Here is a 24,409-nt window from a genome sequence, read left to right on the forward strand (position 1 = left end):
TCTGGCCTACCTCTCAGGTGGTGCCGATGTCCTTCTCCGGGAAGCTCTCCGATCCCGAGTTCCGACGTGATCGCGCACGTCGCGCACGAGCAGCCCAGCAATCCGCTGACTTCCACGTACGCCAGGCGATCCGGGCCGGAGTCGCCAGCAGCGATATCGACGCCTGGGCCGCCCGGATCGCCGCCACCCTCCCCCCGCTGACGCCTGACGAGGCCGCCGCAGCTGGTCGACTCGCCGCAGCACTCGAATCGGCAGCCACCGCGAGCGGTGGTGAGCAGGATGCGGCATGAAGTGACCCCCCGCCCGGTCGGCGATACCGGGACAGGGGGCCAAAAGACGACCAGCGGGGACGTCGTGGCGAGCGTAACCCGGCTTTCCTCAGCCGTCACGCCCACTGTTCGCGACGTCGACGAGCACCAGGCCGACAACACCGAACGCCCGTCGCGATGGGCCGGCACGTACGACGTGGCCGACCTCGGACTCACCTGCAACCACGGGCCCGGATGCCCCGCACGCGCCCGACTCGCCACGCCGGCGTCAGGCGGCCGCTGATGTCCGGCACCGGCGCAGAGCGCCTCCGCCAGCACACCCAACGGTGCAGCGAGGCAACCGGCCGCACCCTGCACCCGGACCAGGCGTACACCGATGCCGTGTGGGAGTCGAAAGCCCTGACCAGCACGCAGAAGATCGCCGCCCTGTGCTACGCCAACCATGCGCGTCGGGGCAGCCGTGATCGGGCCTGGGTGGCGTACCCGTGGCTGATGACGCAGACCGGTATCCGGTCCCGCGAGACGGCCTCGGCCGTGCTCCGTGCTCTCGTGGACGCCGGATGGCTGGAGCCCGTGGGGAAGCACAAGCGGAGCGTGGTGTACGCGCTCGCGCTGCCCGCCGACGCGGATGCGGTACCGGCTGTCGCGCCCGACCGCAGCCGCTTGTTTCGGGAACTGGCCCGCCGCTCTGCGGAAGCCCGACACACACAGCAGACCGGTACGGCAGACGTACCGGTTGGTGGGGAGATCGGTACGGCAGCCCAGCCGACCGGTACGGACGCCGTACCGACATCGGTACGGAAATCCGCCCCACCGGTACGGCAGACGTACCGAAACGGTACGGCAGACGTACGCGACTCTCTCTCTGAGAGGACCCTCCAAGGGGACTCTCAGGGAGATGACTCTCCGCGTCGCGACGCCGCCGCCACGCTTCGCGCGGCGACGCCCGACGCCGAAGGAGCGACTCTCGACGGCGAACGGGCCCGCGCGCAGATCCGGGAACGACTCGCGGCGACAGGCGCGCGGCCAGTCTCCCTCTCCCGCTGGAAGCGCCCCCGCGCCAAGGACGAACCGAACCCGCACTTCGCCGGATACCGGCAGGACGACGAAGGCGGTGCGGCGTGACCGAGCAGGAACGCGCCGAGTGGGAGCAGCGACTGGCGGCCGCCGTCGCCGGCACCATCCGCCGCCGTGCCCAACGCCGCCAGGAACGCGCGGACCGGGCCGCAGCCCGTACTGCCGGCCTCACCCACCGGCACCGTGACCGCCTCGCACACCGGAAGGCCACCACCATGACCAACCCCGACGAGCAGACCCTCACCGTCGACGTGAGCGGGCTACGCGACGCCGAACTGCGCGACGTGTCCACCCTGCTCGCCAAGTGCGCCGGGTGGCATACGGTCGCCGAACCCGTCGCCGTGGTGCTGGCCGCTCTCGCCGAACAGGCCGGCCGCATCCGCGGCCGCCGCCGGCAGAACGGGGGGTGACCCGCGATGGCCGACCGAACCGAGATGATCGCCGCGGCGGACCGCATCGCCGTACACCCCAGCTTCGGCGCGCTCGTCGACCAGCTACGCGCCGCCGCGCCCGTGCACCTGGTCGACCAGGACGACGCCGCCACCGCCCACGCCGCCCACCTGGTCGACGCCGTCGGCGGCTCGTCGAAGCGCACCCTGGTCAACGTGCCGGCGTGGCTACGGGCCGAGCTGCTCGACGCCCTAGGCGTGTACGCGCGGACCCTGCCCGGCCGGGCGTGCCGGCACGCCCCGACCTCGGCCCGGCCGGGCCCGGTCGTCGCCGCCACCTGGCGGCCCGGGTGGGTCGTGTGCCTGGACTGCGCGCCGATCCTCGGCGATCCGTGGCAGGTCTGCTCGTGGTGCGGCGCCGACGGGGTGCAGGTGGCCACCGTCCAGGCCGGCGTGCTGCTCTACCAGGTGCCCGTTTGCCGGGCGTGCCGGCCTCAGGTGATGGCCGATGCCGGCTGACGGGCCGCCCCGCGTCGTGGCCATCGACCGGCACGGCCAGCCGGTCACGCTCGACGAGCAGGGCATGGCGCACCTGCGGCACGCGCTGCGCGCTCACCTCGACTGGTGCCACCGCAGCAGCATCACGCCGCCGTCCGATCTGGTGGCCATGGCCATCACGGTGGCCGGGAACGGGCGATCTGGCCGCGAAACTGTCCGCGAACGTGATCAAGGGCCGCCGCCGGGTCATCGTCATGTCGTGATGTCGTACCGGGAAGCCGCGCAGCACCTGGGTGTCTCCACCAGGACGCTGCGGCGGCACCGGGCGGCCGGCCTTCTGCGCGCTACCGGCCGCCGCCTGATCATCCCGGTTCCGCTGGACGACGCCGAGCTCGGCGGCTGATCCGGTGGAGCCCACGAGCCGCCGAGGGATGGCACTCATGGGCAGCCGCAGGCGACCCGGCCTTGCGCCACTCGCCTGCGGTGCGGCATCACCCCTTCGTCGTAGCCGGGTCCGGGGCTCCACCGGCAGGCCCCGGACCGGCTACGGCACCGGTCACGACGGGTGGTGGTAGCGCGGTGTGCGTGGGATGTCAGGCTCTTGACGCGTCGGAGTGCCAGACCCTTGAAGCGTTCGAAGCGGCCCCGGGTGCTCCGTCGATGTGGCGACCATGCCCGGTCGACAAGCGATGGTTCCACGCAGCCAAGAGCGGCCGGACGTTTGCCGTCTACTGCTCGGCGGAGTGCAAGGCCACGCGCGAGCGCCAGATCCAGCGCGCCATCCGCGACCTTGCCCGCGACCACACCTCCGGCGACCCGCGTGCCGCCCTGGCCGACGCCGAGGTCCTCTACAGCTGGTGGTACGGCACCAACGATCACCGGCTGACCCTCCGCTACTGGGGCAACGCCGGCCGGCCGGGCCCTACGAATGCCCCGGAGAGCCCGCGTGTGCGGCAGGCACTGGTCGACCGGCTCAACCGGCTACGACCCATCGTCCGCGAGCTGGACCGGAAGGCAGAACGCGAGGAAGCGGAGCGGCGCCGCCGGAACGCCGCCCGTGCCGAGCAACAGGAAGCGGCCCGTATCGAGCGGGATGTCGAGAACGCGTGGCGGGTCGAGCTGCTCGCAGGCCTCGGCCCCGACGAGCCGGCAAGAGAGTGAGTGATCACATGGACTGCGGTTGCGGCAGGCCGGGGTGTGCCGCCGTAGGGCGGGCGTTCAGCATGGCGGCGTTCACCATGGGCGATCCGCTCGCCGGGTCGCCGTCGTATCAACGTGCGCTGGCCGCGCGGAAAGCACGGGAGGCCCGCCGGCCGGCACCCGCCTCGCGGCCGCGCCGGTCACCGTCGCCCCGGCTCCGCGAGCTCCAGCGATGGAGTGCCCCGATCAACCTTCGGGCCGCCACACAGGGCCTGTGCATCGACGGTTACCGGCTGGACCTGGCCGGCATGGACACGCGCGAGTGCACCACCGAGCTGTACTGGCGTCACCGCAACGGCCAGCTTGGCCGCAGCCGCGAGGTGATCGGCCGCGTCGAGCAGCTGAGCGAAGCCAGGTGGAGCCGCGAGTACGCCGATCTCAGCCTGCAGGCCCGCATCCGTCTCGACCTGACCACCGAGCAGGGCCGGCAGCAGTGGGAGCGCCACCAGCGTGGCGAGAACCTCGCGGCGTCGATCTCGTTCCTGCGGAACTCGCCAGCGGAGTACATGAGCGGGTGGGTGCGCGACTGGCAGCTGCGTCACGTGTCGCTCGTCGAGCCCGGCAAGCAGGTCGACCCGCGGGCCCTCACGCCGCGGTGGGCGCTCTGACATGTCGTCCCAGGATCTCTCCTACCGCCTGAGCGCCGACCCGCGTCAGTTCGAGCGCGGTTTCAAGAGGGCCGAGGACAGCGCTCGCGCTTTCGAGCGTGAGCTGGCCCGGTTGGAGGCCGAGCAGGCCAAGGTCGACGCCGCCATGGACCAGGTCGGCGGCACGTTCCTCGCGGCCGGTGCGGCGATCGGCGCTGGACTCGTGATGGCCACCCGCGCCGCGATCTCCTGGGAGTCCGCCTGGACCGGCGTAGCGAAGGTGATTGACGGGTCGCCGGAGCAACTCGCCGAGTTGGAGGGCGAACTACGGCAGCTCGCCCGAACCTTGCCTCAGACGCATGAGGAGATCGCCGGCGTCGCCGCGGCCGCCGGTCAGCTCGGTGTGGCCCGCGAGGACATCGTCTCCTTCACGCGGGTCATGGTCGACCTCGGCGTCGCGACGAACCTGAGCAGCGAAGAAGCCGCGTTCTCACTGTCGCGGCTTATGAACATCATGCAGACCGCCCCCGACAACGTCTCCCGCCTCGGCGCGTCCATCGTCGAGCTGGGCAACAACAGCGCGACCACCGAGGCCGAGATTGTGGAGATGGCGCTGCGGATCGCCGGCGCCGGCAAGACCGTCCGCATGTCGGAGGCCGACGTGATCGGCTTCGCCGGCGCGCTGTCGTCCGTCGGCGTCGCGGCCGAGGCCGGCGGCAGCGCGATCAGCCGCGCGTTCATCAACATCGAGCAGGCCGTCCGCGCCGGCGGGGACCGGCTGGAACTGTTCGCCAAGGTCGCCGGCATGACCAGCGACCAGTACGCGCAGGCATTCCAGACCGACGCCGCCCGCGCCACCGCCGCCTTCATTCAAGGGCTGGGCCGGATGCAGGCCGTCGGCGGCGACGTGTTCAAGACCCTGTCCGACCTGGGCATGTCGGAGATCCTGCTCCGTGACGCCCTGCTGCGTCTCGCCGGCGCCGGTGACCTCGTGACCCGCAGCCTCGACACCGCCAACCAGGGCTGGGAAGAGAACACCGCCCTGATCGCCGAAGCGGAGCGGCGGTACGGCACCGTCGAATCCCGGCTCCAGATCGCCCGCAACCAGATGAACGACTTCGCCATCGACATCGGCAACGTGTTCCTCCCGGCCGTCGGCGGGGCGGCGGATCTGGTCGGCGATCTGGCCGGAGTGCTCACCGACCTACCCGGGCCGATCAAGGCGGTCCTCGCCGTGCTGGGCCTGACCGCCGCCGCGACGCTGCTACTCGGCGGCACCATGCTCGTGGCCATCCCCCGCATCGCCGCGTACAAGCAGTCCATGCTGGAGCTGTCGATGGCTCAGGGCCGCATGGCCGCCACAGCGGTCGCCGCGAACACCGCGATGAGCCGGGTCGGCGCGTTCCTCGCCGGGCCCTGGGGCCTCGTCCTCGCTGGCGCGGTTGCCGCGCTGTCCGCGTTCGCCATGGCCAACGCGGAGGCGCGTGGCCGGGCCCGCGAGCTCGCGGACACCCTCGACGCACAGTCCGGGGCCGTCACCCGCGACACGCAGGTGTGGCTGGCCAACCAGCTGGCCACCACCGGCGTCATCGACAAGGCGAAACTGCTCGGCATCTCGGCGGCCGACCTGACCCGGGCGATCATGGGCGAGGCGGACGCCGTCGCCCGTGTCAACGCCGAGCTGGACAAGCACAACGGCGCCGCCGCACCGGTGTACGCGCGGCGGTCCGGCGACATGAACGCTGCCGCCTCGGATCTGCGCCGCACCATCGCCGACATGGGCGGTGACCTCGATGCCGCCCGGGAGCTGCACGAGCAGTTGACCGAGGCCACGGAGGGCAACAAGAAGTCCATCGACGACCTTGACCCCGCTACCCGTCAGCTGGCGACGTCGCTGGGCTTGACCGCCGATGCGGCTGAGGATCTGACCGCCGGAGTCGACGACCTGGACAAGGCGCTCAAGGCGCTGCTCGGTCAGATGTTCGACCTGGAGGAAGCCGAGGACGCCGCCACCCGCGCCATGCGGCGGATGACCGATGCGGCGAAGGAGAACGGCGGCCAGCTCAAGGGCAACAGCGAGGCGGCGCTCACCAACCGGGACAACGTCCGGAATCTGATCAAGGCGCACGCGGACCAGATCGTCAAGTTCGCCGAGACCGGCGCAACCACCGAACAGCTGACCACCAAGACGAAGCAGCTACGGGACGAGTTCGTGCGGCAGGCGACGCAGGCCGGCCTCACCAAGTCCGAGGTCCGCGACTACGCGAAGGCGTACGACGGCGTCCCGGCCGAGGTGCAGACGCACATCAAGACGCCTGGCCTGCAAGGTGCTCAGGGTCAGGTCCGGACGTACGTGGATTGGCTGCGGCAGATCCCCCGCGAGGTACGCACCCGGCTGGTCACGGAGGAGCGGACGGCCCGGGGCGGCCGCCGCGAGTTCAACGCGCTGGGCGGTCCGGTCGGCAGTAGGTACGCCGGCGGCGGGGTGGTCGACGGCCCGCACGGCTACGACGCGGTGCCGATCTGGGCGACCCGGGGCGAGTGGGTGTCCACGGTCGACGCGACCAGGCGCAACGCTGCGGCGCTCGCGGCCGCCAACGCAGGCGCGAAACTCGCCGTGGTCGGGTCGTCGGCGACCCGGGGCGACTACGGCGGCGCAGGCGGTCGCGGGATGACCATCGAGAACGTCACGGTTCAGGCGTGGACGGACCGCTTCTCGCTGCGGCAGGTGGAGCAGGAAATCGCCATGCACAACAGCTTCTAGGAGACACGTTCATGGGACTCATCGGCGACAACGCCCTATCGTCCGGCAACCTCGCCCGTCGGGTCCGGGACCTAGAACAGATGGTCAGGCAGCTCGCGTCGGCCCGCCGCCTCGAAGCCGCATCCATCGGCCGCGGCGGCATCACCGTCACTGGCGGCGCCATCACCACTCAAGACACCGACGGCGCGGTTCTCTCCCGCCAAGGGCAGCTCGGTGAAGGGTGGCGCGGCACCTGGATCGGCCGCGCCGGTGGCGGCGTCGCGTTCCTCGTCGGCGGCCAGGGCAGCGACGACGGTTTCGTGGCCCTGTACGACCGCACCGGCCAGTACATCGTGTCCGACGACGCCGCATCCGAGCGAGGGCTAGCCCGCCCGTACATCCCGATCCAGACCGGTGAGGTGACCGTCCCCACCGCCACCACCACCTCGGGCACCTTCACCGACCTGGCGGCCGGCACCATGCCGGTGCAGCACCCGGTACTGATGGCCCACATCTTGGCCCGCGCATCCGACGGCACCACGGCCGGTGAGATCCGCATGACCGTCGACGGCGAACCCGTGGGCGAGCCGGGCACCCTGGCGGCCGGCGGATACACACACATGATCCTGGGGCCCGCCGTGCTGCCCGGCATCTACGCCTACGCCGCGCTGGCCGCGATCAGCATCCAGGCACGCCGCACGGCGGGCAGCGGCACCATCGGGGCGCGGGTCATGTCGATCCTCGGCCTGGAATCCGCCTTCGTCGCCGAGTAACCCCGGGTCAGCCGCCCGCCCGCGTCGGCAACGGATCCGGCAGCGGGTCCGGTTTGATGACGTCCACCGTCCCGGTACCCGGCGCATCGGTGGCCTGCCGGGCGGTGGGCTCCTGCTCGGGCTTGCGCTGCTCCGTCACGCTCTTCCCCTCACGTTTGGGCGCCACGGCCGAAGGACTGGCCGCAGTCGACTCCACCACGGTAGGTGTCGGCACGGCAGGCGGCGTGCCCTCCGGGTCGTCCACCGTACGGATCACTACCTCCCCCTGCCCCGGTGCGCCACGGTCGGCGAACTGCACACCAACCGCAGCACCAGCAGCTGCGGCAAACACGAACGCCCCGACCATCAGGGCAGCCTCACGCACCTTCAACGCGTCCCCTCTCGACGGCCCACATCGACCGACTGTAGACACCAGCGACCACACCAACCATCACCTGACCAGCACAGTCACATCGACCAATCGTCATTCGCGGCGCTGGTGACGGAGGGTAACCCAGGGGGAGGGGGCCCGGACGGATCATGACCAAGCCCTGACCCGCCCCCGCCTCAGGCAGATTTCCCCCCGTAACGATGATCATGGCCGGGCCGCTCGGGCGTAACGCAGCGTTACGGCGGATGGGAAGGGTGCTGGCCAGGACGTGACGCCCGACGTTCTGCCTGCTCGTGGCCCGTGTGGGCAGGCTTGACCGTTACATCGGCCGTGACGTGACGCGCGTGCCGCTGTGACATCTCGCGTAACGGACGGACGGACGCCTGAGGGGGGAGCGGGTCAGGTAGCAGCCATTTCCCGCCCGGACCCCGCCCCCCGTGGTGTCCCGCGAGCAGCATTCGATCGACACTCGATCATGTAACGCGCGTGACGGCGGGCGTGCGGTGTGGTGACGTCACGGCACCGGCCGGCGTGACCGTGACGGGTGGTGCCGGCATACCGGCAGGGGTGATCGTGGCCGGGCCGTTCGGCCAGATGGTCAGGTACCCGACAGGTTCGGCGTGGCGGTCCGTGCACACTCCGGCGATGAGTCGCCGCGCTCCCACCCTGATCGCCGCCGCAGTGTGCCTCGCGCTGGCCGGCTGCGGTGCCGACACGTCGCCGCCGGCGGAAGCCGCACCGACCAGCAGCACGCCGGCGAGCAGTTCCCCGTCGCCGGCGCCGGTGGCCACGCTGGACCCGAAGACGGCCTGTATCCGCGCAACCAACCTCGTCGCCGACGCGACGACCGACCTGATCGGCGAGCTCGTTGACCACCCGGACGGCAGCACAATCGACCGGACGCTGCTCAGCAACACGATCGCCGACATGGAGGCCCTGAGGCCGTCTATGCCCGAAGGGCTGGGTGCTGATCTCGGCGACCTGGTCGAGCCGTTGAAGCAGCTTCAGGAGGCGTTCGACACGGGCGTGAACCGGACGATCAACACCGGCGTGTACCGGTCGCGTGGGCCGGGTCTGATCATCGCATGCGGCCAGTACACGGGTAGCTGACCGGCCCTGCCCTGGGCGCGGCTGGTGACGTGGCGTGCCGGCGGCGGGTACCGTCCGAGGTGGTGGCCTGCTGGTGTAGAGGCCGGCCGGCCGCCGCCCAGTCCTCTACCTGGGGAGTCGAGCATGGAGCCGACCATCGGCGAGCATCTCGCCCGGATCCGCCGCCAGTCCACACTCACACAGGAGCAGCTTGCCGAGCGTGCCGGTGTGAGCGTCGAGACGGTCCGCAAGCTGGAGCGGGGCGAGCGAGCGTCGGCCCGCATGACGACGCTGCACGCGCTGGCCCGGGCCCTGGACGTGCCCACCACTGCGCTGCTCGGCGACACGTCGCAGGCCGCCGCCCGCCGGGAGCCGGATGCCCGGCCGCTGTCGCTGGCGGAGATCCGGCGGACGTTGACGCCGGCCCGTGGTCTGGGCGGTCCGGTCGTCACCGCGCCGGACGGTCCACCGCCGACCCTGGACGATGTTCGCCGGCGGCTGGGTGACGTCGACGCCGCTTATCACCGGGGCGACTACGCGGCGGCGCTGGCCGGAGCGCCCCGGTTGCTCGACGACGCCGGGCGTGTGGCCGTCGACGTCGCCGACCCGGTCCGGGCTCGCGCGTACGCGACCCTCGCACAGGCCCGGTACCTGGCCACCGAGTTGCTGATCCAGCTGCGGGCCGGGGATCTGGCGTACGCGGCCGTCGTCGGGGCCCTCGATGCCGCTGAGGAGGCCGGCGACCCGGTGTTGGGTGCGTCGACGGTCAAGGGCTCGTCGTGGCTGCTGCTGCGGCAGGGGCGGCTGGCGGAGGCGGAGCAGGTGGCCATCGCCACGGCGGACGCCGTCGAGCCGCGGCTGCGGCGGGCCGATCCGGCAGAGGTGGCGGTGTGGGGGTGGCTGCTGCTCGCTGCTGCTGCGGCGGCGGCCCGGGACAACCGGCCTGACGATGCAGCGGCGCTGCTGGACTCGGCTGCGGCTGCGGCGGCACGGCTGGCTGACCGGCCGGTGGGCGGCGGACATCTGGCGATCCTCGGCGGGTTCCGATCTGCCCGGGTCGAGATGATGCGGGTGGAGGCGGCGGCGGTCGCCGGCGACGCCGGCCGGGTGCTCCAGCTGGCGGAGCGGGTGCCGGCCGGGGAGACGGTGGCCACGTCGTGGCAGCGTCACCGCCTGGACGTCGCGTGGGCGCACGCCGAGCGCCGTCAGTTCGGCGACGCCACCGGGGTGCTGCTCGATCTGCGGGACCGCGCGCCGGCGTGGCTGCGGCACCAGCGGTACGCACGGGACATCGTGCAGCAGATTTCGGACAGCCGGCGCCGGGCGATGTCGACGGAGCTGGCGGAGCTGGCCACGTTGGTCGGCTGCACACCCTAGACCTGTACACCATGTACCAGTCGCGTCGCTGACCTGCGTTTCTGGTCGCGGATGTCCCTGGCTGGCCGGCGGTCCACCCGGGACGGTGGAGGGGAGAGGCCGGCGTGGTCCCCCTGCGCTGGGGCCTCTCCCGGCGGCGGCGGTGCCCGGTCATCCCACCCGGTGTGAGCACCGCCGCCGCCTTCCCGGACCCCGGTGAAGGAGGCGGCGGTGAGCAGGTGGCGCAGGATCTGGTGGAGGCTGCGGCGGCGGCCGATTCCGCCGGCGGGCACGGGCCGGCGGTACCAGCTGGCCGAGCAGCAGGCCGCGCGGCGGCTTCTGCTGGAGCGTGCGCGGCGGAATGGGCGGTGGCCGGCGTGAGGGAACGACCGATCACGTACCGGGCTGCTATGGCCGCTGAGGCGGTCAGGATCGGCCGGGCCGTTGACGCCCTGCCGGCACGGCTTGACGACCAGCACACGCCGCTGCGGCCCGCCTGGACGTGCGGCACCTGCGACGGCGACGCGCCGTGGCCGTGCCCGCCGGCGCGGGTCCGGTTGGCCGAGCGCTACGGCCGCGACCGGGTCAGCCTGTCGATGTACGTGGGTGCGTTGTTGACAGCGGCGTTGGACGACCGGCCGCAGGATGATCCGGGCGAGTTGACGACCCGGTTCGTGGCGTGGACGCGGTGCGTCTGCGGGGCTACAGCGTGCTTCCCGGTCACTTCCCTGAGGTGACCCAATCGGTGAGGTCCTGACGGGCATACAGGTCGGCGTTACCGCGTTTCCCCCGCGTCGGCGGAATGGTGCCGACACGCCGCTGCAACCGTTTCTTCGCCGCACCGTACGACCAGGGCAGCACGCCGTGGTCGACCGCGTCCCGCAACGTCATCATGTCCCCGTCCCCGGGGACATCCCTGCTCACCGCGCTATCAGGGACTTCCGGCGTGACGATCGCCTGCACCTGTGCCTTGTTGAGGTACGCCACCTGAACCTCAGTGGACTGCCCGCCGATGACGATTTGCCAGCGGCCGAGAGTCCGTGACGCTTTCGGCATCGCCGCCTCTGGCACGAGCATTTTCCAGTTGTTCGCCGTGTAGCGGGCCAGACAGCGGATGCCGAAGTTCTCGCGTGCCTCGGGCCCGCCGATCGCGCGGGCCGTGAGCATTTGCGCGATCGCGATGACGTTCACCTTCGCGGACCGTCCCATGAACAGCAGGTTGGCCAGAGCGGAGATCGCCGGGGAGCGTTTCGGTTCGCCCTTGCTCCGGTTGTCGGCCCACCAGTTGGCCAGCTGGCCGATGGTGGCGTTCAGCTCCTCGGCGATGACCAGCGTCCGCGCGCCGGGATCCCAATCCTCGGGCTCGTGTAGCGCCAGGGTGTTGCGTTCGTCGGCGAGTTCGTCCAGGCGCAGCAGCGCGTCGTGCATCTGCGCGGGCCGGGTGCAGTAGTCGACGCCGGGCAGGCCGAGCAGCGCCCGATGCGAGCCTTTCCGGTCGAGGATGACGACGCGGCCGCCGCGGGCGAGGACCTGAACGGCGATTAGCTGCGCGAGCACGCTCTTGCCGGCGCCGGAGCCGGCCGACACGGCGATGTGCGGGGAGTCGTCGCGCAGGCTGATGACGACGGCCTGGCCGCCGACGCCGTCACCGACGTAGAACTCCCACTCGGCCAGCCGCGGCAGGTGCTCGAGGACGCGTTCGTGGCCGACGCTCGCCGGCGGCCGGGCGCGGACCGTCCACCGGGCGACCACCTTCGGGCCGACCTGGTCCCACGACTCGACCAGGCCCGACACGGGGATCTTGCTGGTGATGATCGACGACACGAGTTGCCGCTGTTCCTTGGTCAGGTACGGGGCGGCGATGGCCAGTTCGATGCGCGGCCCGTACGCCGGCGCCGGCCGGCGGAACACGTCCAGCTTGCCGGTGACCGGCCGGGCCCGCCGCTGTGCCGCCCACAGGCCGCGTTGCAGCTGCTCGGGCAGCCACCGGACGATCGGCTCCAGCCGCGCCCCGTACCAGGCGCGTACGGCCACCTCCGCCGGCGACAGCGGCCGGGCCAGACGGGGGGTGAGACTGCCCAACGTCGGGTCGACGTGCAGCCGCACGCCGGCGGTCTGTCCGAGCGGCACGGTGACGGCGGCGAGGGTCGGCGCGATGTACGCGGCGTGGAACCGGCGTCGCACGAACTTCTGCCGGCCGCGCCATGCCAGCGCGACGGCCAGGCTGGTCACGCCGGCGGCGACCGGTTCCGGGTACGCCATGGTTAGGGCCGTGCCGGCGGGGATGCCGAGCCGGTAAGCCTGCCGCTGCCAGCCGGCGAGCCGGCCGGGGCCGCGGCGGCGCCACGGGTAGCCGCGGCGGCCGTCGAGTGGCCGGCCAGACAGGTACCGGTAGGTGATCCGCCAGCCCGAGTGCTTGCGCCGCACCTCGCGTAGGAGGCGGGCCACGTCCACGGTGATGGTCTGTTCTGCCATGCTGAGTGTTCCTCCGCTGTGGGGAAGCGGGCCCCGGCCGGGCTGTAGGAGGCGATGGCCGGGGCCCGCACTGGTCAGTGGTCCTCGCGTACGAGGTGGGCCAGGGCGGCGCCCATGCCGAGCACCGCCACCGGCAGCACCGACACGGCGGTGGTGATCCACCACGGCGCCGACTGGACGCCGGCGGCGACGAGCAGGTGGTAGGCGACCTGGCCGAGCGCACCGACCGCCAGGGATCCGAGCGCCGACCACTTCGCGAACCGGCGTGCCCGGGCCGGCACCCGCCCGGACAGCCACACGTACAGCGCGTACGCCCCGTACGTCTCGACACCGACGGGCAGGGTGATCGCGGTGTTGATGGCCAGGCTGTCCCAGATGCCCGGCAGCGGGTGCACCACGCCGAACCCGGTGAGTCCGCCGAGGCCGACCCACCCGGACCACACGGCGACGAACGCCGGCAGGGCCAGCAGCACCACTGGCCACACCGCTACGGGCCGGATCCGGCCGGCGCGGGTGGGCGTGCCCGGGTGACCACCGGCCGTGGACTGCGGGACCGGTTCGCCGGCCGGCGGCGTCGGGGCGACGTCGACGGCCGGGCCGTGCGTGGGCGGTGGCGGTGCCGTACCCAGGTCCGGGGCGACCGGCTCGGCGTACCGCCACGGGTCCGCCGTCGGCTCGTCGACGTCGGCCTGGTCGTCGACGGGCAGCGCGCCGCGGCTGATCATCGCGGTGCGGGCCTTCCCGTCAGCGTCGGCGCGCAGCCGGGCCAGCAGCTCGACGGCCTTCGGCGCGCCGATGCGGTACTCCCGCATGAGCCGGTTGCGGGACGGCACCGCGCCCAGCTCGTCGACGAGCTTGCGGGCGGCCGGCAGCAGCTCGTCGACGGGCTGCGGGTACTTCACACCGTTCACGGTCGGGGCGGTCATCGGGTCGGTCCTTCCTGGTCGCCGAGCCAACGCTCGATGTCGGCGACCATCTGGGCCGCGTCGACGCGGGTGGGTGGGGTCATGCCCTGCTCGCGGGCCATCTGGTCGAGCAGCGACGGGTCGCCGGCCTCGGCCGCCTGGACGGCCTCAGCGAGCCGGCGCAGCTGCTCGTCGCGCTGCCGGTGGCGTTCGGCCTCGTCGGCCTGCCCGGCCCGGTAGCCGGTGTCGAATGCCGCGTCGATGTCCCCCGACGTGTAGTGCCGGTCGCTGCCGGCGGTGCGGCAGGCAGGCAGCGGCGTACGCATCCGCGTCGTCCGGCGGCTCATCGCGCACCTCCCGCGAGGGCCTCGGACAGGCAGGGGATGCATCGGCGGGCGGGTTGGCCAACGTGGCCGGGCCGCTGGCAGCGGTCCCCGCCGGGCGGCGGCGGCAGGGCCGCACCGCGCCGCTCGGGGTACGGCGGCCGGGCCTTGCTCTTCGGGATCCAGCGACGCCAGTCCCGCGCGCCAGCGCGCGGCTTCTCCTTCGGATGATCTTCACTGCTTCGGGTGACATCCTGGGTGTCACCCCCGGCCGGCCCTTCTGTCACCCCCGCCCGCCCGTTTGGCACCCCCGGGCCCGCCGGTGACACCCCCTGGACGGCGTCGACGACGAGCCGGTACACCCGGGTAGCGATCCCCGTAACGTGCCGCCACACGAGCCGACCGAGGTTGATCAGCCGGGCGATGGCCCGCTGAACGGTCCGCTCGGAGCAGTCGGCGTAGTCGGCGATCGTGGCCACCGACGGCCACGCGTCGCCGGCGGAGTTCATGTGCGCGGCGATCGCCACCGCCACGGCGCGTTCGTTCTTCCCGAGTCCCTTGGTGGCCAGCATGGCGGCCTTCACGTGCTGGCTCACCGCTGGCCACCCTTCGCGGCGTCGATCAGCGCACGGATCTTGTCCGTCAACGCCGCCGCCTGGTCCAGCGGCATCATCATGTGCTCGCTGACCGGCCGCGGGGCACGGTCGCCGCCGTCGACGACGGTCATCGACAGCATCGGCTCGGCACCGGGCCGGATCGCCTGGATCAGCATCACGTGCATGATCAACGGCTCGCGGTGGACGCCGTCGACCTCGACCACCGGCGAGCAGTGCTCCCGCCGCCGCTGGCAGCCCTGCTGGTCGCACCACGCCGGGTGGTCGGGGGTGGCCAGGCTGCCGGTGGGGAACACGAACACGTGCCCGCAGGTACGCCCCATGGCGTGGGCGGCGGTCGGGTCCGGGTCGCGGTGGGCGGTCAGTCCGGCCGCCTGGGTCGCCGAGACGGCCTCGATGCCGTGCCGGTCGCAGGCGTAGACCACGGCGTCAAGCGAGCCGTGCAGACGGCCGTCGGCGGCCGAGTAGACCTCGATACGGATGGTCGCCGGCTGGTCGCAGCCGGACAGGGTGAACGGTAGATTGCTCACGGGTCGCCTCCAGTGGCGATCAAGGGCCCGGAGCACAGGTGTTCGCAGCACCTGCCGGGCCCGTCCTCGTTAGTCCTAGCCGGGGTGTGTGTTTAAAACTTTGTCCATCGGTGTCGGCAACCTCTACAAGTGCGAGGTGCTGTTCCTGCGCGGCATCCATCCCCGCACGCCGGTGCGGCAGGTGCCCGACCTCGCCGGCCTGGTCACCCTGGCCCAGAAGCTGCTGGCCGCCAACCGGGGCCGGTGGACGCAGAGCACCACCGGTTCGCTGCGGCGCGGCCAGACCAGCTACGTGTACGGGCGACGGGCGCAACCGTGCCGACGCTGTGGCAGCGCCATCCGCAAGGAGGAACTCGGCGAGCGGGTCACCTACTGGTGCCCCACCTGCCAGCCCAGCCTCCCGGCCTGAGCCCGTCGGCCTGGTCGCCGGACGGCCGAAGCGTGGATCTTCCACGCGGCGGTCCGGGCAGGTCGGAGCCGGTGGACCGCCGGACCGTGCCACCGGACCGGAGTGGCGCGGCCGACACGCCGGCAGCTCGGCAGATCGGCACGATCGGGGACTTCCTAACCGGCCGTCGCGCATCGCATGCTGCGGTTGAGGGCTCACGGATCGTCAGCACCGCGCGCCCGGGCCGCCACGTCGGGGTGGCGGCCGCCGCGCCCGATCACCGGGAGAGCCATGGCCGTGTTCCGCAGACTCCGGTCGACCTGGCTGGACCGCGCCGTCCGCACCGGCCCGCACGACGCCAGCCCGCACGATGCCGGCCCGGCCAGCCCGCCGCCGGCACCGACCCAGCCACCTCCGCCATCCCAGGCACCTGCGCCGGCTCAGCTGCCGGCCCAGGCACCGTCCCGTGCGCCGGCGCCCGCGAGCCTGGACCCGGCGGCGACGCCCCGCTGCTTCGGCCCGGTGCCGAACCACGCGTACAGCCCGCTGCCCGTCGTGGACGACGACGGCGAGGTGGTGGCCGGCAGCGGGATCCGCAAGTTCGTCGACGCGCTGCCCGGCCTGGGCCCGCTGGGGCGTACCCCGCTCGGCGCCCACCTGCCGGTCGCGGTGCCGGACACGATCAGCCATCCCGGCTGCGACTACTACGAGATCGGCCTACAGGAGTACGCCCAGCGCCTGCACCGCGACCTGCCGGCGACCCGGCTGCGCGGCTACCGGCAGCTCAACCTGGGCACCGACACCGACGGGCACAACACCGTCGCCCCGCCGCGACACCCGTGGCACCTCGGCCCGGTCGTGCTGGCCCGGCGGGGTCGGCCGGTACGGATCAAGTTCATCAACCAGCTGCCCGCCGGCCCGGCCGGTGATCTCTTCCTGCCGGTCGACCCGACGGTGCCCGGGGCCGGCCGGGGGCCCCTGGACGGGCCGGCACCCTACCCGCAGAACCGGGCGGTGCCGCACCTGTGCGGCGCGCTGACCGGCTGGATCAGCGCCGGCAACCCGTGGCAGTGGATCACCCCGGCGGGCGAGATCACGCCCTACCCGACCGGCGCCGGTCTGACCCACGTCCCCGACATGCCCCACCCGGGGCAGGGCGCCACCACCCTCTACTTCCCCAACGACCAGAGCGGACGGATGCTCTGGTTCCACGACAACACCATCGGGCTGTCCCGGCTGACCGTCTACTCCGGTCAGGTCGCGCTCTACCTGCTCAGCGACGAGGCACAGGAGCGGCTCGTCGCCGACGGGGTGCTGCCGGCCGAGCAGTTGCCGCTGGTCTTCGAGGACAAGACCTTCGTACCCGACGACGCCCAGCTCGCCGCCCAGGACCCGACCTGGGACCGGGACCGCTGGGGCGCCCGGGGCGCCCTCTGGCACCCGCACGTCTACCAGCCCCGGCAGAACCCCTACCGCCCGGACGGGATCAACCCGACCGGCCGGTGGGACTACGGGCCGTGGTCGCGTACCGCGATGGCCCCTGGGCCGGACGCGCCCGCCGCCGCGGTGCCGAACCCGCACCACGACCCGGTCGCCGACCCGGACGAGCCGCCGGAGACCCCGGGTGTGCCGCACCCGAGCGCGGTGCCCGCCGCGTACGGGGACACCGTGCTGGTCAACGGCGCCGCCTACCCCTACCTGGACGTCGAGCCCCGGCTCTACCGGTGGCGCATCCTCAACGCCTGCACCGACCGGTGGCTCAACCTCCAGCTGTACCGGGCCGCCTCGGACGCGTCGATGTGGACGCCGGAGGGCCGGCTGGCCGACGCCGACGCCGGCGAGGTGCCGATGGTCGAGGCCGTCCCCGCGCCGGACCGGCCGGCGGTATGGCCCACCGACGGCCGGCCCGGTGGCGTGCCGGATCCGGCGGCCCTGGGGCCTGAGATGATCCGGATCGGCAACGAGTGCGGCCTGCTGCCGGCGCCGGTGGTCATCCCGAACCGGCCGGTCGGCTTCCGGTACGACCGCCGCGACCCGACCGTGCTCAACGTCGACGGTCACGCCCTGCTGCTGGCCCCCGGTGAGCGGGCCGACGTGCTGGTGGACTTCGCCACGGTCGCCCCCGGCACCACCCTGATCCTCTACAACGACTGCCCCGCGCCGCTGCCCTGCCTCGACCCCCGCTACGACCACCACACCGGCGGCCCGGACCACACCGCCGAGGGTGGCGCGCCACCGACCGTCCCCGGGTACGGTCCGAACACCCGGACCCTGCTGAGCCTGCGGGTGGCCGGCACCCCGGCGGCGCCGTACGACCTCGACCGGCTGCGGGAACGACTGCCCGGCGCGTACGCGGCCAGCCAGCGCCCCCCGGTCGTGCCGCAACCGGCCTACGACCCCTGCTTCGGCACCACCACCGCGCCGACCCGGGTGCCGGTGCACGCCACCTCCGTCGAGTTCACCCCGCCGGGCGGGAGCGGGCCGGTGAGCCTGCCGCTGGCGGTCAAGGCCGTGCGGCAGGTCTTCGAGCCCGAGCACGGCCGGCTCACCGGCCGCCTCGGCGTGGCCCACCCGCACGGCGGGCCACTCGGCACTGCCGCCCTGCCACTCGGCGAGGCCACCCTGCCGCTCGGCCCCACCGACCCGGCGACCGAGCTGCTGCACGTCTGCGATCCGGCCGTGGCGGTCGGCACGCCCGGCGACGGCAGCCAGCTCTGGCGGGTACGCGGAACGGGCCGGCAGAGCCATCCGGTGCGGTTCGACGGGCTGGACGTGCAGGTGGTCGGCCGGGTCGGGCGCGACGGCACGATCCGCCCCCCGCACCCGGGCGAACTCGGCTGGAAGCAGGTTGTCCGGGTCGATCCGGGCGAGGACGTGCTGCTCGCGCTGCGGCCGGAGGCACCGATCCTGCCCTTCAAGATCGGCGACAGCGTACGGCTGCTCGACCCGGCCCGGCCCGCCGGCGCGCGGGTCGGCTCCACCCCGATCAGCCCCGTCGACGGGCGACCGGCGTCGGTGGTCAACCAGTTGGTGAACCTGGGCTGGGAGTACGGCTGGTCGAGCGGCGCGGCCGGGCACCGCGACCAGGGCATGAGCCGGCCGCTGGTGGTCCGCGTCTCGCCCCGGGCGCCGACCGGGCTCACCGCCGCCCCGGCCCCCGGATCGGCGACCGCGCTGCCCGCGATCGCCCTCACCTGGACCGGCAACGGCAGCCGCCCGCCGGCCACCAGCCACCTGCTGCAACGCGCCACCGACGCGACGTTCACCAACGGACTGACCACGCTCACCGTCGCGGCGACGGCGACCCGCTACACCGACGCCACGGTCACCCCCGGGGTCACCTACCACTACCGCATCCGGGCGGAGAATGCGGTCAGCTGCTCCGTCTGGTCGAACAGCATCCCCGCATCGGTGCAGCTCACCGGCCCGACCAGCCTGACCGCGGCCATCCCGCCCGCCGCGCCGCTGCGGATCGCGCTGCGCTGGACCAACCGCTCCTTCGCCACCGGCATCGACGTGCAGCGGGCCACCAACCCGACCTTCACCAGCGGGCCGGGCACCACCGCCATCAGCGTCGGCGACAACCACCTGGACCCGGCCGTCGCCCCCGACACGACGTACTACTACCGCGTACGCACCACCTACCTGGGCGCGGCCTCACCCTGGTCGACGGTGGCGACGGTGACCACTCCACCGGCACCGGGCGCGCCGACCTCGGTGAGCGTGGCCACCAGCGCCCCCGGCCCGGACACGGCGACCGTGGTCCTGGGCTGGGCCGCCAGCACCCCCACCGGTTCTCCCGGCGGCTCTCCCGGCGGCTCTCCCGGCGGTCAGGGCGCCGGCTTCATCGTGGAGCGGGCGCTGGATCCGGCGTTCACCCGGGAGGTGGCCACCTTCACGGTCACCGGCCGAGGTTTCACCAACACCGGCCTGGCCCGGGGCGTCACCTACCACTACCGGGTCCGCTCGTTCAACGTGGTCGGTGCCTCCCCCTTCACCGGCCCCATCCCGATCACCACACCAGAGTGAGCGTCGCTGCCGCACGGCCCGTCGTGGTCGTCACGGCGCCGGCACCGCCGAGCTTGGCGTCACACCACATTCGCATACGCAGAGACTGGTCGGACACGCGCCGCCCGTACCCGGTGACCGTGGTCGGCTCCGGCCTAGCCGGGTAGGAGATGGGCCCTGTCGAGCTGAGAGCGTGGACGGCTCAGCGGCGAACATGACGAGCGCCGGTGTCTTTCGCCCCGCTCGGGTATCCGGGGCCGGCCGCGGTCACCCCGGCCTGCAAGCCTGGCTCCGCGGCCTGCAATCCCTGGTCGCCTACTGGGCCGGCCGGTACGCCGAAGCCGTCCGCTACGCCGAAGCCGGACGCGAGTACGCCACCCAAGCCGGCGGCACCTCCGCCGTGTGGCTGCCCGCCAGCGCCTACGCCGCACTCGGCAACGCCGACCAGGCCAAGGCCGCCATCCACGAGGCCGAGGACGCCTGGTCCCGGGTACGCCCCGACGAGATGGATGAGATGGGCGGCATCTGCACCTTCAACCAGCCCCGCACCCTCTACTACGCCAGCGACGCCCTCGCCTGGCTCCCCGACGAAGCCGCCACCACCGAGCGCTACGCACTACAAGCCGTCCAGGCGTACTCCGACCGCTATGACCCCGCATGGGCCTTCGGCGACCAGGCCGGCTCACACACCAACCTCCCCATCGCACGCGTCGCCAACGGCGAACTCGACGCCGCCGAAGACGCCCTCGAACCCGTCCTCGAACTCCCCGCCGACCAACGCATCAACGGCATCGTGCACTCCGTCCGACGCGTCCACCAAGCCATCACCCGCGCCGGCCACGCCAACGACGCCCGCGACCTCATCGACGGCATCGAACACTTCACCCACACCCCCGCCAACGCCCTACCCCGATAAGGCACCATCAGCGCATGTACCCGATCACCATCCACGGCCGCGTCATCACCCTCCGCGAAATGCGACCCGATGACGCGGCCGACGCCTTGGCGATCATCGGCGACGACCGAGTCACCCACTGGCTCTCCTTCGACAGCCGCGACCACACCGCCGCCGTCACCATGATCGAAGGCGCAGTCACCCGGGCACAGCTCACACCACGCACCGAGTACTACCTAGCCGTAGCCGACACGGAAGACCGCATGATCGGCTTCGCCCGCCTCGGACTCACCGGCCACCAAGCCGCCAAACTCGGCTACGCCATCCACGCCGACCACTGGGGCCACGGCTACGCCACCGACGCCACCCGCACGCTCATCGGCTATGGCTTCCAGGAGCTGCGGCTCCACCGCATCACCGCCGCCATCGGCCCCGACAACGCCGCGTCCGTTGCCGTAGTCAAACGACTCGGTATGCAGTACGAAGGCCGCCTCCGCGACCACGTCTTTACCAACGGCGCCTGGCGCGACTCACTGCTCTACTCCATCCTCGCTCCGGAGTGGACCGCCACCCCTGGCTGATCGTGCTTTGCCCGGCGCCCGCTTCGCAGGCCACTCGCGCCGCCGAACCAGCGCCGGGCCCTGCTGGCTCGCCGCCGCGCCTTCGGCCGCCAGCGTCGGTTTCAGCCCCACCGACGGGCGCGACATGCGAAGAAGCCCGAGCCTTCACGTTCGACGACAGGACCGGGACTGTGATGGCGCACAGGAGCAGTGCCTCCGGTGAGGCTCGGCAGACGTTCATGGATCACCATGCCCTTGAGCAGCAACTCCGCCCGAACCCCACGCATCGAACACATGCGCGAACACATCGATCAACTGCCCCCGAACTGGCCGCGTCCGAACCGGCGGCACCACCTTGCCGCCACCAAAGCCAGGTGCTTCTTAAATGCCTTATTCAAGGACATTGGGCCATATTCAATGATTTGCAAACCCGGCTTCACCGAATGTTCGTAACGACATCAAACCTAATTCACTGACGTCAAATCGTTTCGATTTTATAGTCAACGTTGGCCATGCTGACATCTAGAGAAGGTAGCTGAGACTTGAGACCGTACAATCTGCGGCCGACTCGTCGGTCCTTGGCGATGGTGATGGTCGCCGCGATACCGGCTTTTGTGCTGGCTCCCGTCAGCGCGCCGGTACCTGCGGGCGCCAGTCTCTTACTCTCGCCGGCCGAATATCCGGCACTTATAAAGGGGGATATTCCGCGCGAGGCAGAACCATCGCCAGAGGCTAGAATCCTGATGGCTCGACAGGACACACTCAACGCTTGGGCGGATAAGGTTGCTGGCTTTTCGCAACAGAATGGCGGCTCCGGCTTGGGCGGCATCCGAGTATCGCCAATGACCAATGAAATATTCGTTTACTGGCATGGTGACGTCCCTGAGGAAATCTCCACCATGGCCAGCGAGGCAGCAGACAGCGCCAAGTTTCACCTCGCGCCTGCTTCCCATACGCGAAAGCAGTTGAAAGAGGCCGCTCGACAAATATCTTCGTCAGCGCGGGTGCGCGCCTCGGGGGTTTCGATGGTTAAAGTGCTGCCCGATGGATCCGGGATTGAGGTCAGCACTTCCGATCTGGACGCCTCCCGACGATCCACAGCATTCTTGAGCGATGTCCGCATCGTTTTCACGCACCGAGCCGCCGCTCCGGAACCCTTCATCGGGCGCTGGAACGACACAGCGCCCTTCTGGGGCGGCGCCGTCATCGAGAACCGCGACGGTCACCTCTGCTCCAGCGGGTTCGGAATTGCCAGAAGCTATGACACCCGTTTTCAGTTCACGTTAACCTCCAACCACTGCAAAACCGACCCGTTGACATCAACGCGTTTCTGGTCTTGGGGTGGTGCCGAGTTGGGCGTTGCCAACGACTACGACTGGGATCGTGACACAACGGCCATCGGCACTGGCGCGGCCGGAGGCTCACAAGGCTACATCTATACCGGCGACACTGGCCAAGGCGAGACCTTTGCCAGCGTCAGCGGATGGGCGAACAACTACGTTGGCAACCTCTTTGTCTGCACGTCGGGAGCATTCTCGGGTGAGCGATGCGATATCGAGATCACCAACACCGATGTCGACATCCTGACCGAGAACGGCACGATCTATGAGCAGGCAGAAGGCGAACAGGTGCAGCTGCGAAGCGCCGCCGGGCAGGGCGACAGTGGCGGCCCGGTATACACGAGAAACGCCAACGGCCGGGTTACGGCACGTGGGCTGGTGTCCGCAGGAGACGTACTGAACACACGGACGGAATGTACCGGCGTCACCGGAACCCGGATCTGCTCGTGGCGGATATACTTTTCTCAGATGTCGCACGTGGTGGGCCATTACAATGCCGTAGTGCTGACGGGTGGCTGACGTCGCCAGCCAGCGGCAAGCAATGACGCGAAGGATCCATTTCCACTGAGGCGGCGTCCGGCAGCCCCATCTGAACGGACAAATCCATTGCGTCGTCCACTATCAGTATTTAGCGAGAGTGGTTATGACCGATAACGCAGCGAAGGCAAAGCTTCTCCAGATTGAGAAGTTCTGTGCTGAAAGATATCCCGAGCAGTTCGCCGGAGTCTCCCTGGGTGCGGACGGCAAGAATAATGTAGTGATCTACACGCGACCCGCGCCTGAGCTTCGCCATTTGGTGGAGCTGGCCTTTCCGGAGGTCACCGTAACGGTCAAGGATGCCCGTCATTCCAGACGGGAGCTTCAGGGCCTGCGAGACCAGATCGCTCGCGACCTGGTGCGGTGGCGCGAGCGGGGCATCGTCATCCACTCAATCGACATCCCACCCGACGGCAGCGCTGTCGAGGTACACACCTCCGATCCAGTGCACGCTGCGGCCTGGTTGGAGGAGGAATACGAGACAGACGCAGTTGTCACCACCACCAAACCCGCCTCACTGCTCCCGCCAACCTCACGAGATACCCCTCACCTGCACATGGAGCTACCGCAACGTCGCTACGACTGATCGCGACACCGCACGGGTCACGAGATGCGGCAAGTGGGGCCCTCCCGTCGGGCGTGATGGCCCGAGTTGCCGCAAGTCGTGACGGCTCTGCCGCGGACCGGGCGGTCAGGGAGTGGCGGTGGGGCGGCCTACTGCGCGCAGTTCCGACAGCGCCGACGCGAACCCGTGCAGCAGGTCCGTCGCCTCGGTCAGTCGCGCCGCCGCCGGGTGTTCGGTCTCCGGGCGGTACTCCTCGGCCAGGTAGCCAGCGGCAGCCACCACCAGCCGCTCGTACGCCCCGACACCCGCCTCCAACTGCCCAGTCAGCGCCCAGTGCGCCTCGGCCAGCGGCTCACGGGCGTCGGCCGGTGCGATCTGTACCGCCCGTTCCACGCTGACCACCCGGTTGGCCAGCTCGCGCAACGACGCCTCGGCCGCTGAGGCCTCGGCCACGGCCGGCTCGGCGAGGCCGGTCAGGCGGCCCGACATCGATGCCATGGTCGAGGCGGCCCGGTCCAGCCGATCCCAGGGTTGGGCGGCGCTGGTGCCGCGTAGCGCGCTGCGGGAGCGGGCTCGGCGTACCTCGGCGACCACGCCGGCCCCGGCGGGCAGTCGTTCCACGGCGGCGACCAGGCGGGCCCGGGAGCGGGCGGCGGCCTGGGCCGGGTCGAGGGCGGGTGGGGCGGGCTGGGCGGCCAGGGCGCGCAGGTCGATCCAGCGCCACGAGGCCAGGGCGATGGAGGCGCCGGCGGCGGCGGCCCAGAAGGCGTCGGCGAGGCCGAGCCCGGCGTACGGGGTCAGGATGACGGTGGCGCCGCCGAGCCCGCCGGCCAGTACGCTCCAGCGCCGAGCGGAGCGCCGCAGCTTGCTCAGCTGCCGGAAGTAGCGGGTGCGCTCGTCTGCCACCGTGGCCTCCTC

24 protein-coding genes and 1 pseudogene are annotated in these 24,409 nt (G+C 71.5%); 18 read left to right on the forward strand and 7 right to left on the reverse strand.

Annotated elements, in window-relative coordinates:
* Window positions 1–26 precede the first annotated feature (26 nt).
* From O7615_RS00810 to O7615_RS00850, 9 genes are all read left to right on the forward strand, one after another.
* Window positions 27–290, forward strand: coding sequence for a hypothetical protein (locus tag O7615_RS00810; protein WP_278175180.1), 264 nt, complete (start codon window positions 27–29; stop codon window positions 288–290).
* 261 nt (window positions 291–551) lie between these two features.
* Entirely contained in the window at window positions 552–1,394 is an 843-nt protein-coding gene (locus tag O7615_RS00815; protein ID WP_278175181.1) for a hypothetical protein, read from the forward strand.
* A complete protein-coding gene (locus tag O7615_RS00820; RefSeq protein ID WP_278175182.1) occupies window positions 1,391–1,756 on the forward strand; it encodes a hypothetical protein in 366 nt (121 codons plus the stop codon). Before O7615_RS00815 ends, O7615_RS00820 begins: the two co-directional genes overlap by 4 nt.
* Window positions 1,757–1,762: 6 nt before the next feature.
* Window positions 1,763–2,254, forward strand: coding sequence for a hypothetical protein (locus tag O7615_RS00825; protein WP_278175183.1), 492 nt, complete (start codon window positions 1,763–1,765; stop codon window positions 2,252–2,254).
* A 16-nt stretch (window positions 2,255–2,270) separates the two neighbouring features.
* Window positions 2,271–2,636 carry a helix-turn-helix domain-containing protein gene (locus O7615_RS00830; protein WP_278175184.1) on the forward strand — a complete coding sequence of 122 codons (366 nt, stop codon included), beginning with the start codon at window positions 2,271–2,273 and terminating at the stop codon, window positions 2,634–2,636.
* A 257-nt stretch (window positions 2,637–2,893) separates the two neighbouring features.
* Window positions 2,894–3,394 (forward strand): hypothetical protein, encoded by a 501-nt coding sequence (locus O7615_RS00835; RefSeq protein ID WP_278175185.1) that lies wholly within the window; start codon window positions 2,894–2,896, stop codon window positions 3,392–3,394.
* 62 nt (window positions 3,395–3,456) lie between these two features.
* Entirely contained in the window at window positions 3,457–4,041 is a 585-nt protein-coding gene (locus tag O7615_RS00840) for a hypothetical protein (protein ID WP_278175186.1), read from the forward strand.
* 1 nt (window position 4,042) lies between these two features.
* Complete coding sequence (locus O7615_RS00845) at window positions 4,043–6,784, forward strand: phage tail tape measure protein (protein WP_278175187.1); 2,742 nt, start codon at window positions 4,043–4,045, stop codon at window positions 6,782–6,784.
* 11 nt (window positions 6,785–6,795) lie between these two features.
* Window positions 6,796–7,536 carry a hypothetical protein gene (locus O7615_RS00850; protein ID WP_278175188.1) on the forward strand — a complete coding sequence of 247 codons (741 nt, stop codon included), beginning with the start codon at window positions 6,796–6,798 and terminating at the stop codon, window positions 7,534–7,536.
* A gap of 7 nt (window positions 7,537–7,543) precedes the next feature.
* On the opposite strand, the gene O7615_RS00855 is transcribed toward O7615_RS00850, so the two are convergent.
* Entirely contained in the window at window positions 7,544–7,900 is a 357-nt protein-coding gene (locus tag O7615_RS00855; RefSeq protein ID WP_278175189.1) for a hypothetical protein, read from the reverse strand.
* 651 nt (window positions 7,901–8,551) lie between these two features.
* Between O7615_RS00855 and O7615_RS00860 the strand changes: the two genes are divergently transcribed.
* From O7615_RS00860 to O7615_RS00870, 3 genes are all read left to right on the forward strand, one after another.
* Window positions 8,552–9,016, forward strand: coding sequence for a hypothetical protein (locus tag O7615_RS00860; protein ID WP_278175190.1), 465 nt, complete (start codon window positions 8,552–8,554; stop codon window positions 9,014–9,016).
* A 123-nt stretch (window positions 9,017–9,139) separates the two neighbouring features.
* Window positions 9,140–10,372: a helix-turn-helix transcriptional regulator gene (locus tag O7615_RS00865; RefSeq protein WP_278175191.1), complete on the forward strand. Its 1,233-nt coding sequence runs from the start codon at window positions 9,140–9,142 to the stop codon at window positions 10,370–10,372.
* Between the two features lie 356 nt (window positions 10,373–10,728).
* Window positions 10,729–11,088, forward strand: coding sequence for a hypothetical protein (locus tag O7615_RS00870; protein WP_278175192.1), 360 nt, complete (start codon window positions 10,729–10,731; stop codon window positions 11,086–11,088).
* Here O7615_RS00870 and O7615_RS00875 read toward each other — a convergent pair.
* The 5 genes from O7615_RS00875 to O7615_RS00895 all read right to left on the reverse strand — a co-directional run bounded on the left by O7615_RS00875 (window position 11,072) and on the right by O7615_RS00895 (window position 15,198).
* Window positions 11,072–12,826, reverse strand: coding sequence for a type IV secretory system conjugative DNA transfer family protein (locus O7615_RS00875; RefSeq protein WP_278175193.1), 1,755 nt, complete (start codon window positions 12,824–12,826; stop codon window positions 11,072–11,074). The two genes, O7615_RS00870 and O7615_RS00875, sit on opposite strands and share 17 nt — an antisense overlap.
* Before the next feature lie 74 nt (window positions 12,827–12,900).
* On the reverse strand, window positions 12,901–13,752 hold the full coding sequence (locus O7615_RS00880) for an ABC transporter permease (protein ID WP_278175194.1): 852 nt from the start codon (window positions 13,750–13,752) through the stop codon (window positions 12,901–12,903).
* The gene (locus O7615_RS00885; protein WP_278175196.1) at window positions 13,749–14,078 is read right to left on the reverse strand and encodes a hypothetical protein; all 330 of its coding nucleotides are present in this window, start codon (window positions 14,076–14,078) and stop codon (window positions 13,749–13,751) included. The genes O7615_RS00880 and O7615_RS00885 overlap by 4 nt, the downstream gene beginning before the upstream one ends.
* On the reverse strand, window positions 14,075–14,650 hold the full coding sequence (locus tag O7615_RS00890) for a helix-turn-helix domain-containing protein (protein WP_278175197.1): 576 nt from the start codon (window positions 14,648–14,650) through the stop codon (window positions 14,075–14,077). The genes O7615_RS00885 and O7615_RS00890 overlap by 4 nt, the downstream gene beginning before the upstream one ends.
* Entirely contained in the window at window positions 14,647–15,198 is a 552-nt protein-coding gene (locus O7615_RS00895) for a hypothetical protein (RefSeq protein WP_278175198.1), read from the reverse strand. Before O7615_RS00895 ends, O7615_RS00890 begins: the two co-directional genes overlap by 4 nt.
* A gap of 103 nt (window positions 15,199–15,301) precedes the next feature.
* Between O7615_RS00895 and O7615_RS00900 the strand changes: the two are divergent.
* The 6 genes and pseudogenes from O7615_RS00900 to O7615_RS00925 form a co-directional block, all read left to right on the forward strand.
* Window positions 15,302–15,607 (forward strand): annotated as a pseudogene (locus O7615_RS00900) (zinc finger domain-containing protein); the annotation flags it as partial.
* A 270-nt stretch (window positions 15,608–15,877) separates the two neighbouring features.
* The gene (locus O7615_RS00905; protein ID WP_278175199.1) at window positions 15,878–19,615 is read left to right on the forward strand and encodes a hypothetical protein; all 3,738 of its coding nucleotides are present in this window, start codon (window positions 15,878–15,880) and stop codon (window positions 19,613–19,615) included.
* A 172-nt stretch (window positions 19,616–19,787) separates the two neighbouring features.
* Window positions 19,788–20,510, forward strand: a complete 723-nt coding sequence (locus O7615_RS00910) for a hypothetical protein (protein ID WP_278175200.1) — start codon at window positions 19,788–19,790, stop codon at window positions 20,508–20,510.
* A 14-nt stretch (window positions 20,511–20,524) separates the two neighbouring features.
* A complete protein-coding gene (locus O7615_RS00915) occupies window positions 20,525–21,070 on the forward strand; it encodes a GNAT family protein (protein ID WP_278175201.1) in 546 nt (181 codons plus the stop codon).
* A 563-nt stretch (window positions 21,071–21,633) separates the two neighbouring features.
* Window positions 21,634–22,908 (forward strand): hypothetical protein, encoded by a 1,275-nt coding sequence (locus O7615_RS00920; protein WP_278175202.1) that lies wholly within the window; start codon window positions 21,634–21,636, stop codon window positions 22,906–22,908.
* Window positions 22,909–23,032: 124 nt separating this feature from the next.
* Entirely contained in the window at window positions 23,033–23,512 is a 480-nt protein-coding gene (locus O7615_RS00925) for a hypothetical protein (RefSeq protein WP_278175203.1), read from the forward strand.
* A gap of 105 nt (window positions 23,513–23,617) precedes the next feature.
* Here O7615_RS00925 and O7615_RS00930 read toward each other — a convergent pair whose 3' ends face one another.
* Entirely contained in the window at window positions 23,618–24,397 is a 780-nt protein-coding gene (locus O7615_RS00930; protein WP_278175205.1) for a hypothetical protein, read from the reverse strand.
* Window positions 24,398–24,409: the final 12 nt, after the last annotated feature.

The organism is Micromonospora sp. WMMD1082 (genome assembly GCF_029626175.1).
In the GTDB taxonomy this organism is placed as follows: domain Bacteria; phylum Actinomycetota; class Actinomycetes; order Mycobacteriales; family Micromonosporaceae; genus Micromonospora.

What these genes read in the sequence shown, in the direction of transcription:
- O7615_RS00885 (WP_278175196.1), bottom strand. Translation starts at nt 14,078, where the DNA reads ATGAGCCGCCGGACGACGCGGATGCGTACGCCGCTGCCTGCCTGCCGC.
- O7615_RS00810 (WP_278175180.1), top strand. Translation starts at nt 27, where the DNA reads ATGTCCTTCTCCGGGAAGCTCTCCGATCCCGAGTTCCGACGTGATCGC.
- O7615_RS00915 (WP_278175201.1), top strand. Translation starts at nt 20,525, where the DNA reads ATGTACCCGATCACCATCCACGGCCGCGTCATCACCCTCCGCGAAATG.
- O7615_RS00905 (WP_278175199.1), top strand. Translation starts at nt 15,878, where the DNA reads ATGGCCGTGTTCCGCAGACTCCGGTCGACCTGGCTGGACCGCGCCGTC.
- O7615_RS00865 (WP_278175191.1), top strand. Translation starts at nt 9,140, where the DNA reads ATGGAGCCGACCATCGGCGAGCATCTCGCCCGGATCCGCCGCCAGTCC.
- O7615_RS00825 (WP_278175183.1), top strand. Translation starts at nt 1,763, where the DNA reads ATGGCCGACCGAACCGAGATGATCGCCGCGGCGGACCGCATCGCCGTA.
- O7615_RS00845 (WP_278175187.1), top strand. Translation starts at nt 4,043, where the DNA reads ATGTCGTCCCAGGATCTCTCCTACCGCCTGAGCGCCGACCCGCGTCAG.
- O7615_RS00850 (WP_278175188.1), top strand. Translation starts at nt 6,796, where the DNA reads ATGGGACTCATCGGCGACAACGCCCTATCGTCCGGCAACCTCGCCCGT.
- O7615_RS00860 (WP_278175190.1), top strand. Translation starts at nt 8,552, where the DNA reads ATGAGTCGCCGCGCTCCCACCCTGATCGCCGCCGCAGTGTGCCTCGCG.
- O7615_RS00920 (WP_278175202.1), top strand. Translation starts at nt 21,634, where the DNA reads ATGGTGATGGTCGCCGCGATACCGGCTTTTGTGCTGGCTCCCGTCAGC.
- O7615_RS00815 (WP_278175181.1), top strand. Translation starts at nt 552, where the DNA reads ATGTCCGGCACCGGCGCAGAGCGCCTCCGCCAGCACACCCAACGGTGC.
- O7615_RS00925 (WP_278175203.1), top strand. Translation starts at nt 23,033, where the DNA reads ATGACCGATAACGCAGCGAAGGCAAAGCTTCTCCAGATTGAGAAGTTC.
- O7615_RS00880 (WP_278175194.1), bottom strand. Translation starts at nt 13,752, where the DNA reads ATGACCGCCCCGACCGTGAACGGTGTGAAGTACCCGCAGCCCGTCGAC.
- O7615_RS00840 (WP_278175186.1), top strand. Translation starts at nt 3,457, where the DNA reads ATGGCGGCGTTCACCATGGGCGATCCGCTCGCCGGGTCGCCGTCGTAT.
- O7615_RS00875 (WP_278175193.1), bottom strand. Translation starts at nt 12,826, where the DNA reads ATGGCAGAACAGACCATCACCGTGGACGTGGCCCGCCTCCTACGCGAG.
- O7615_RS00835 (WP_278175185.1), top strand. Translation starts at nt 2,894, where the DNA reads ATGTGGCGACCATGCCCGGTCGACAAGCGATGGTTCCACGCAGCCAAG.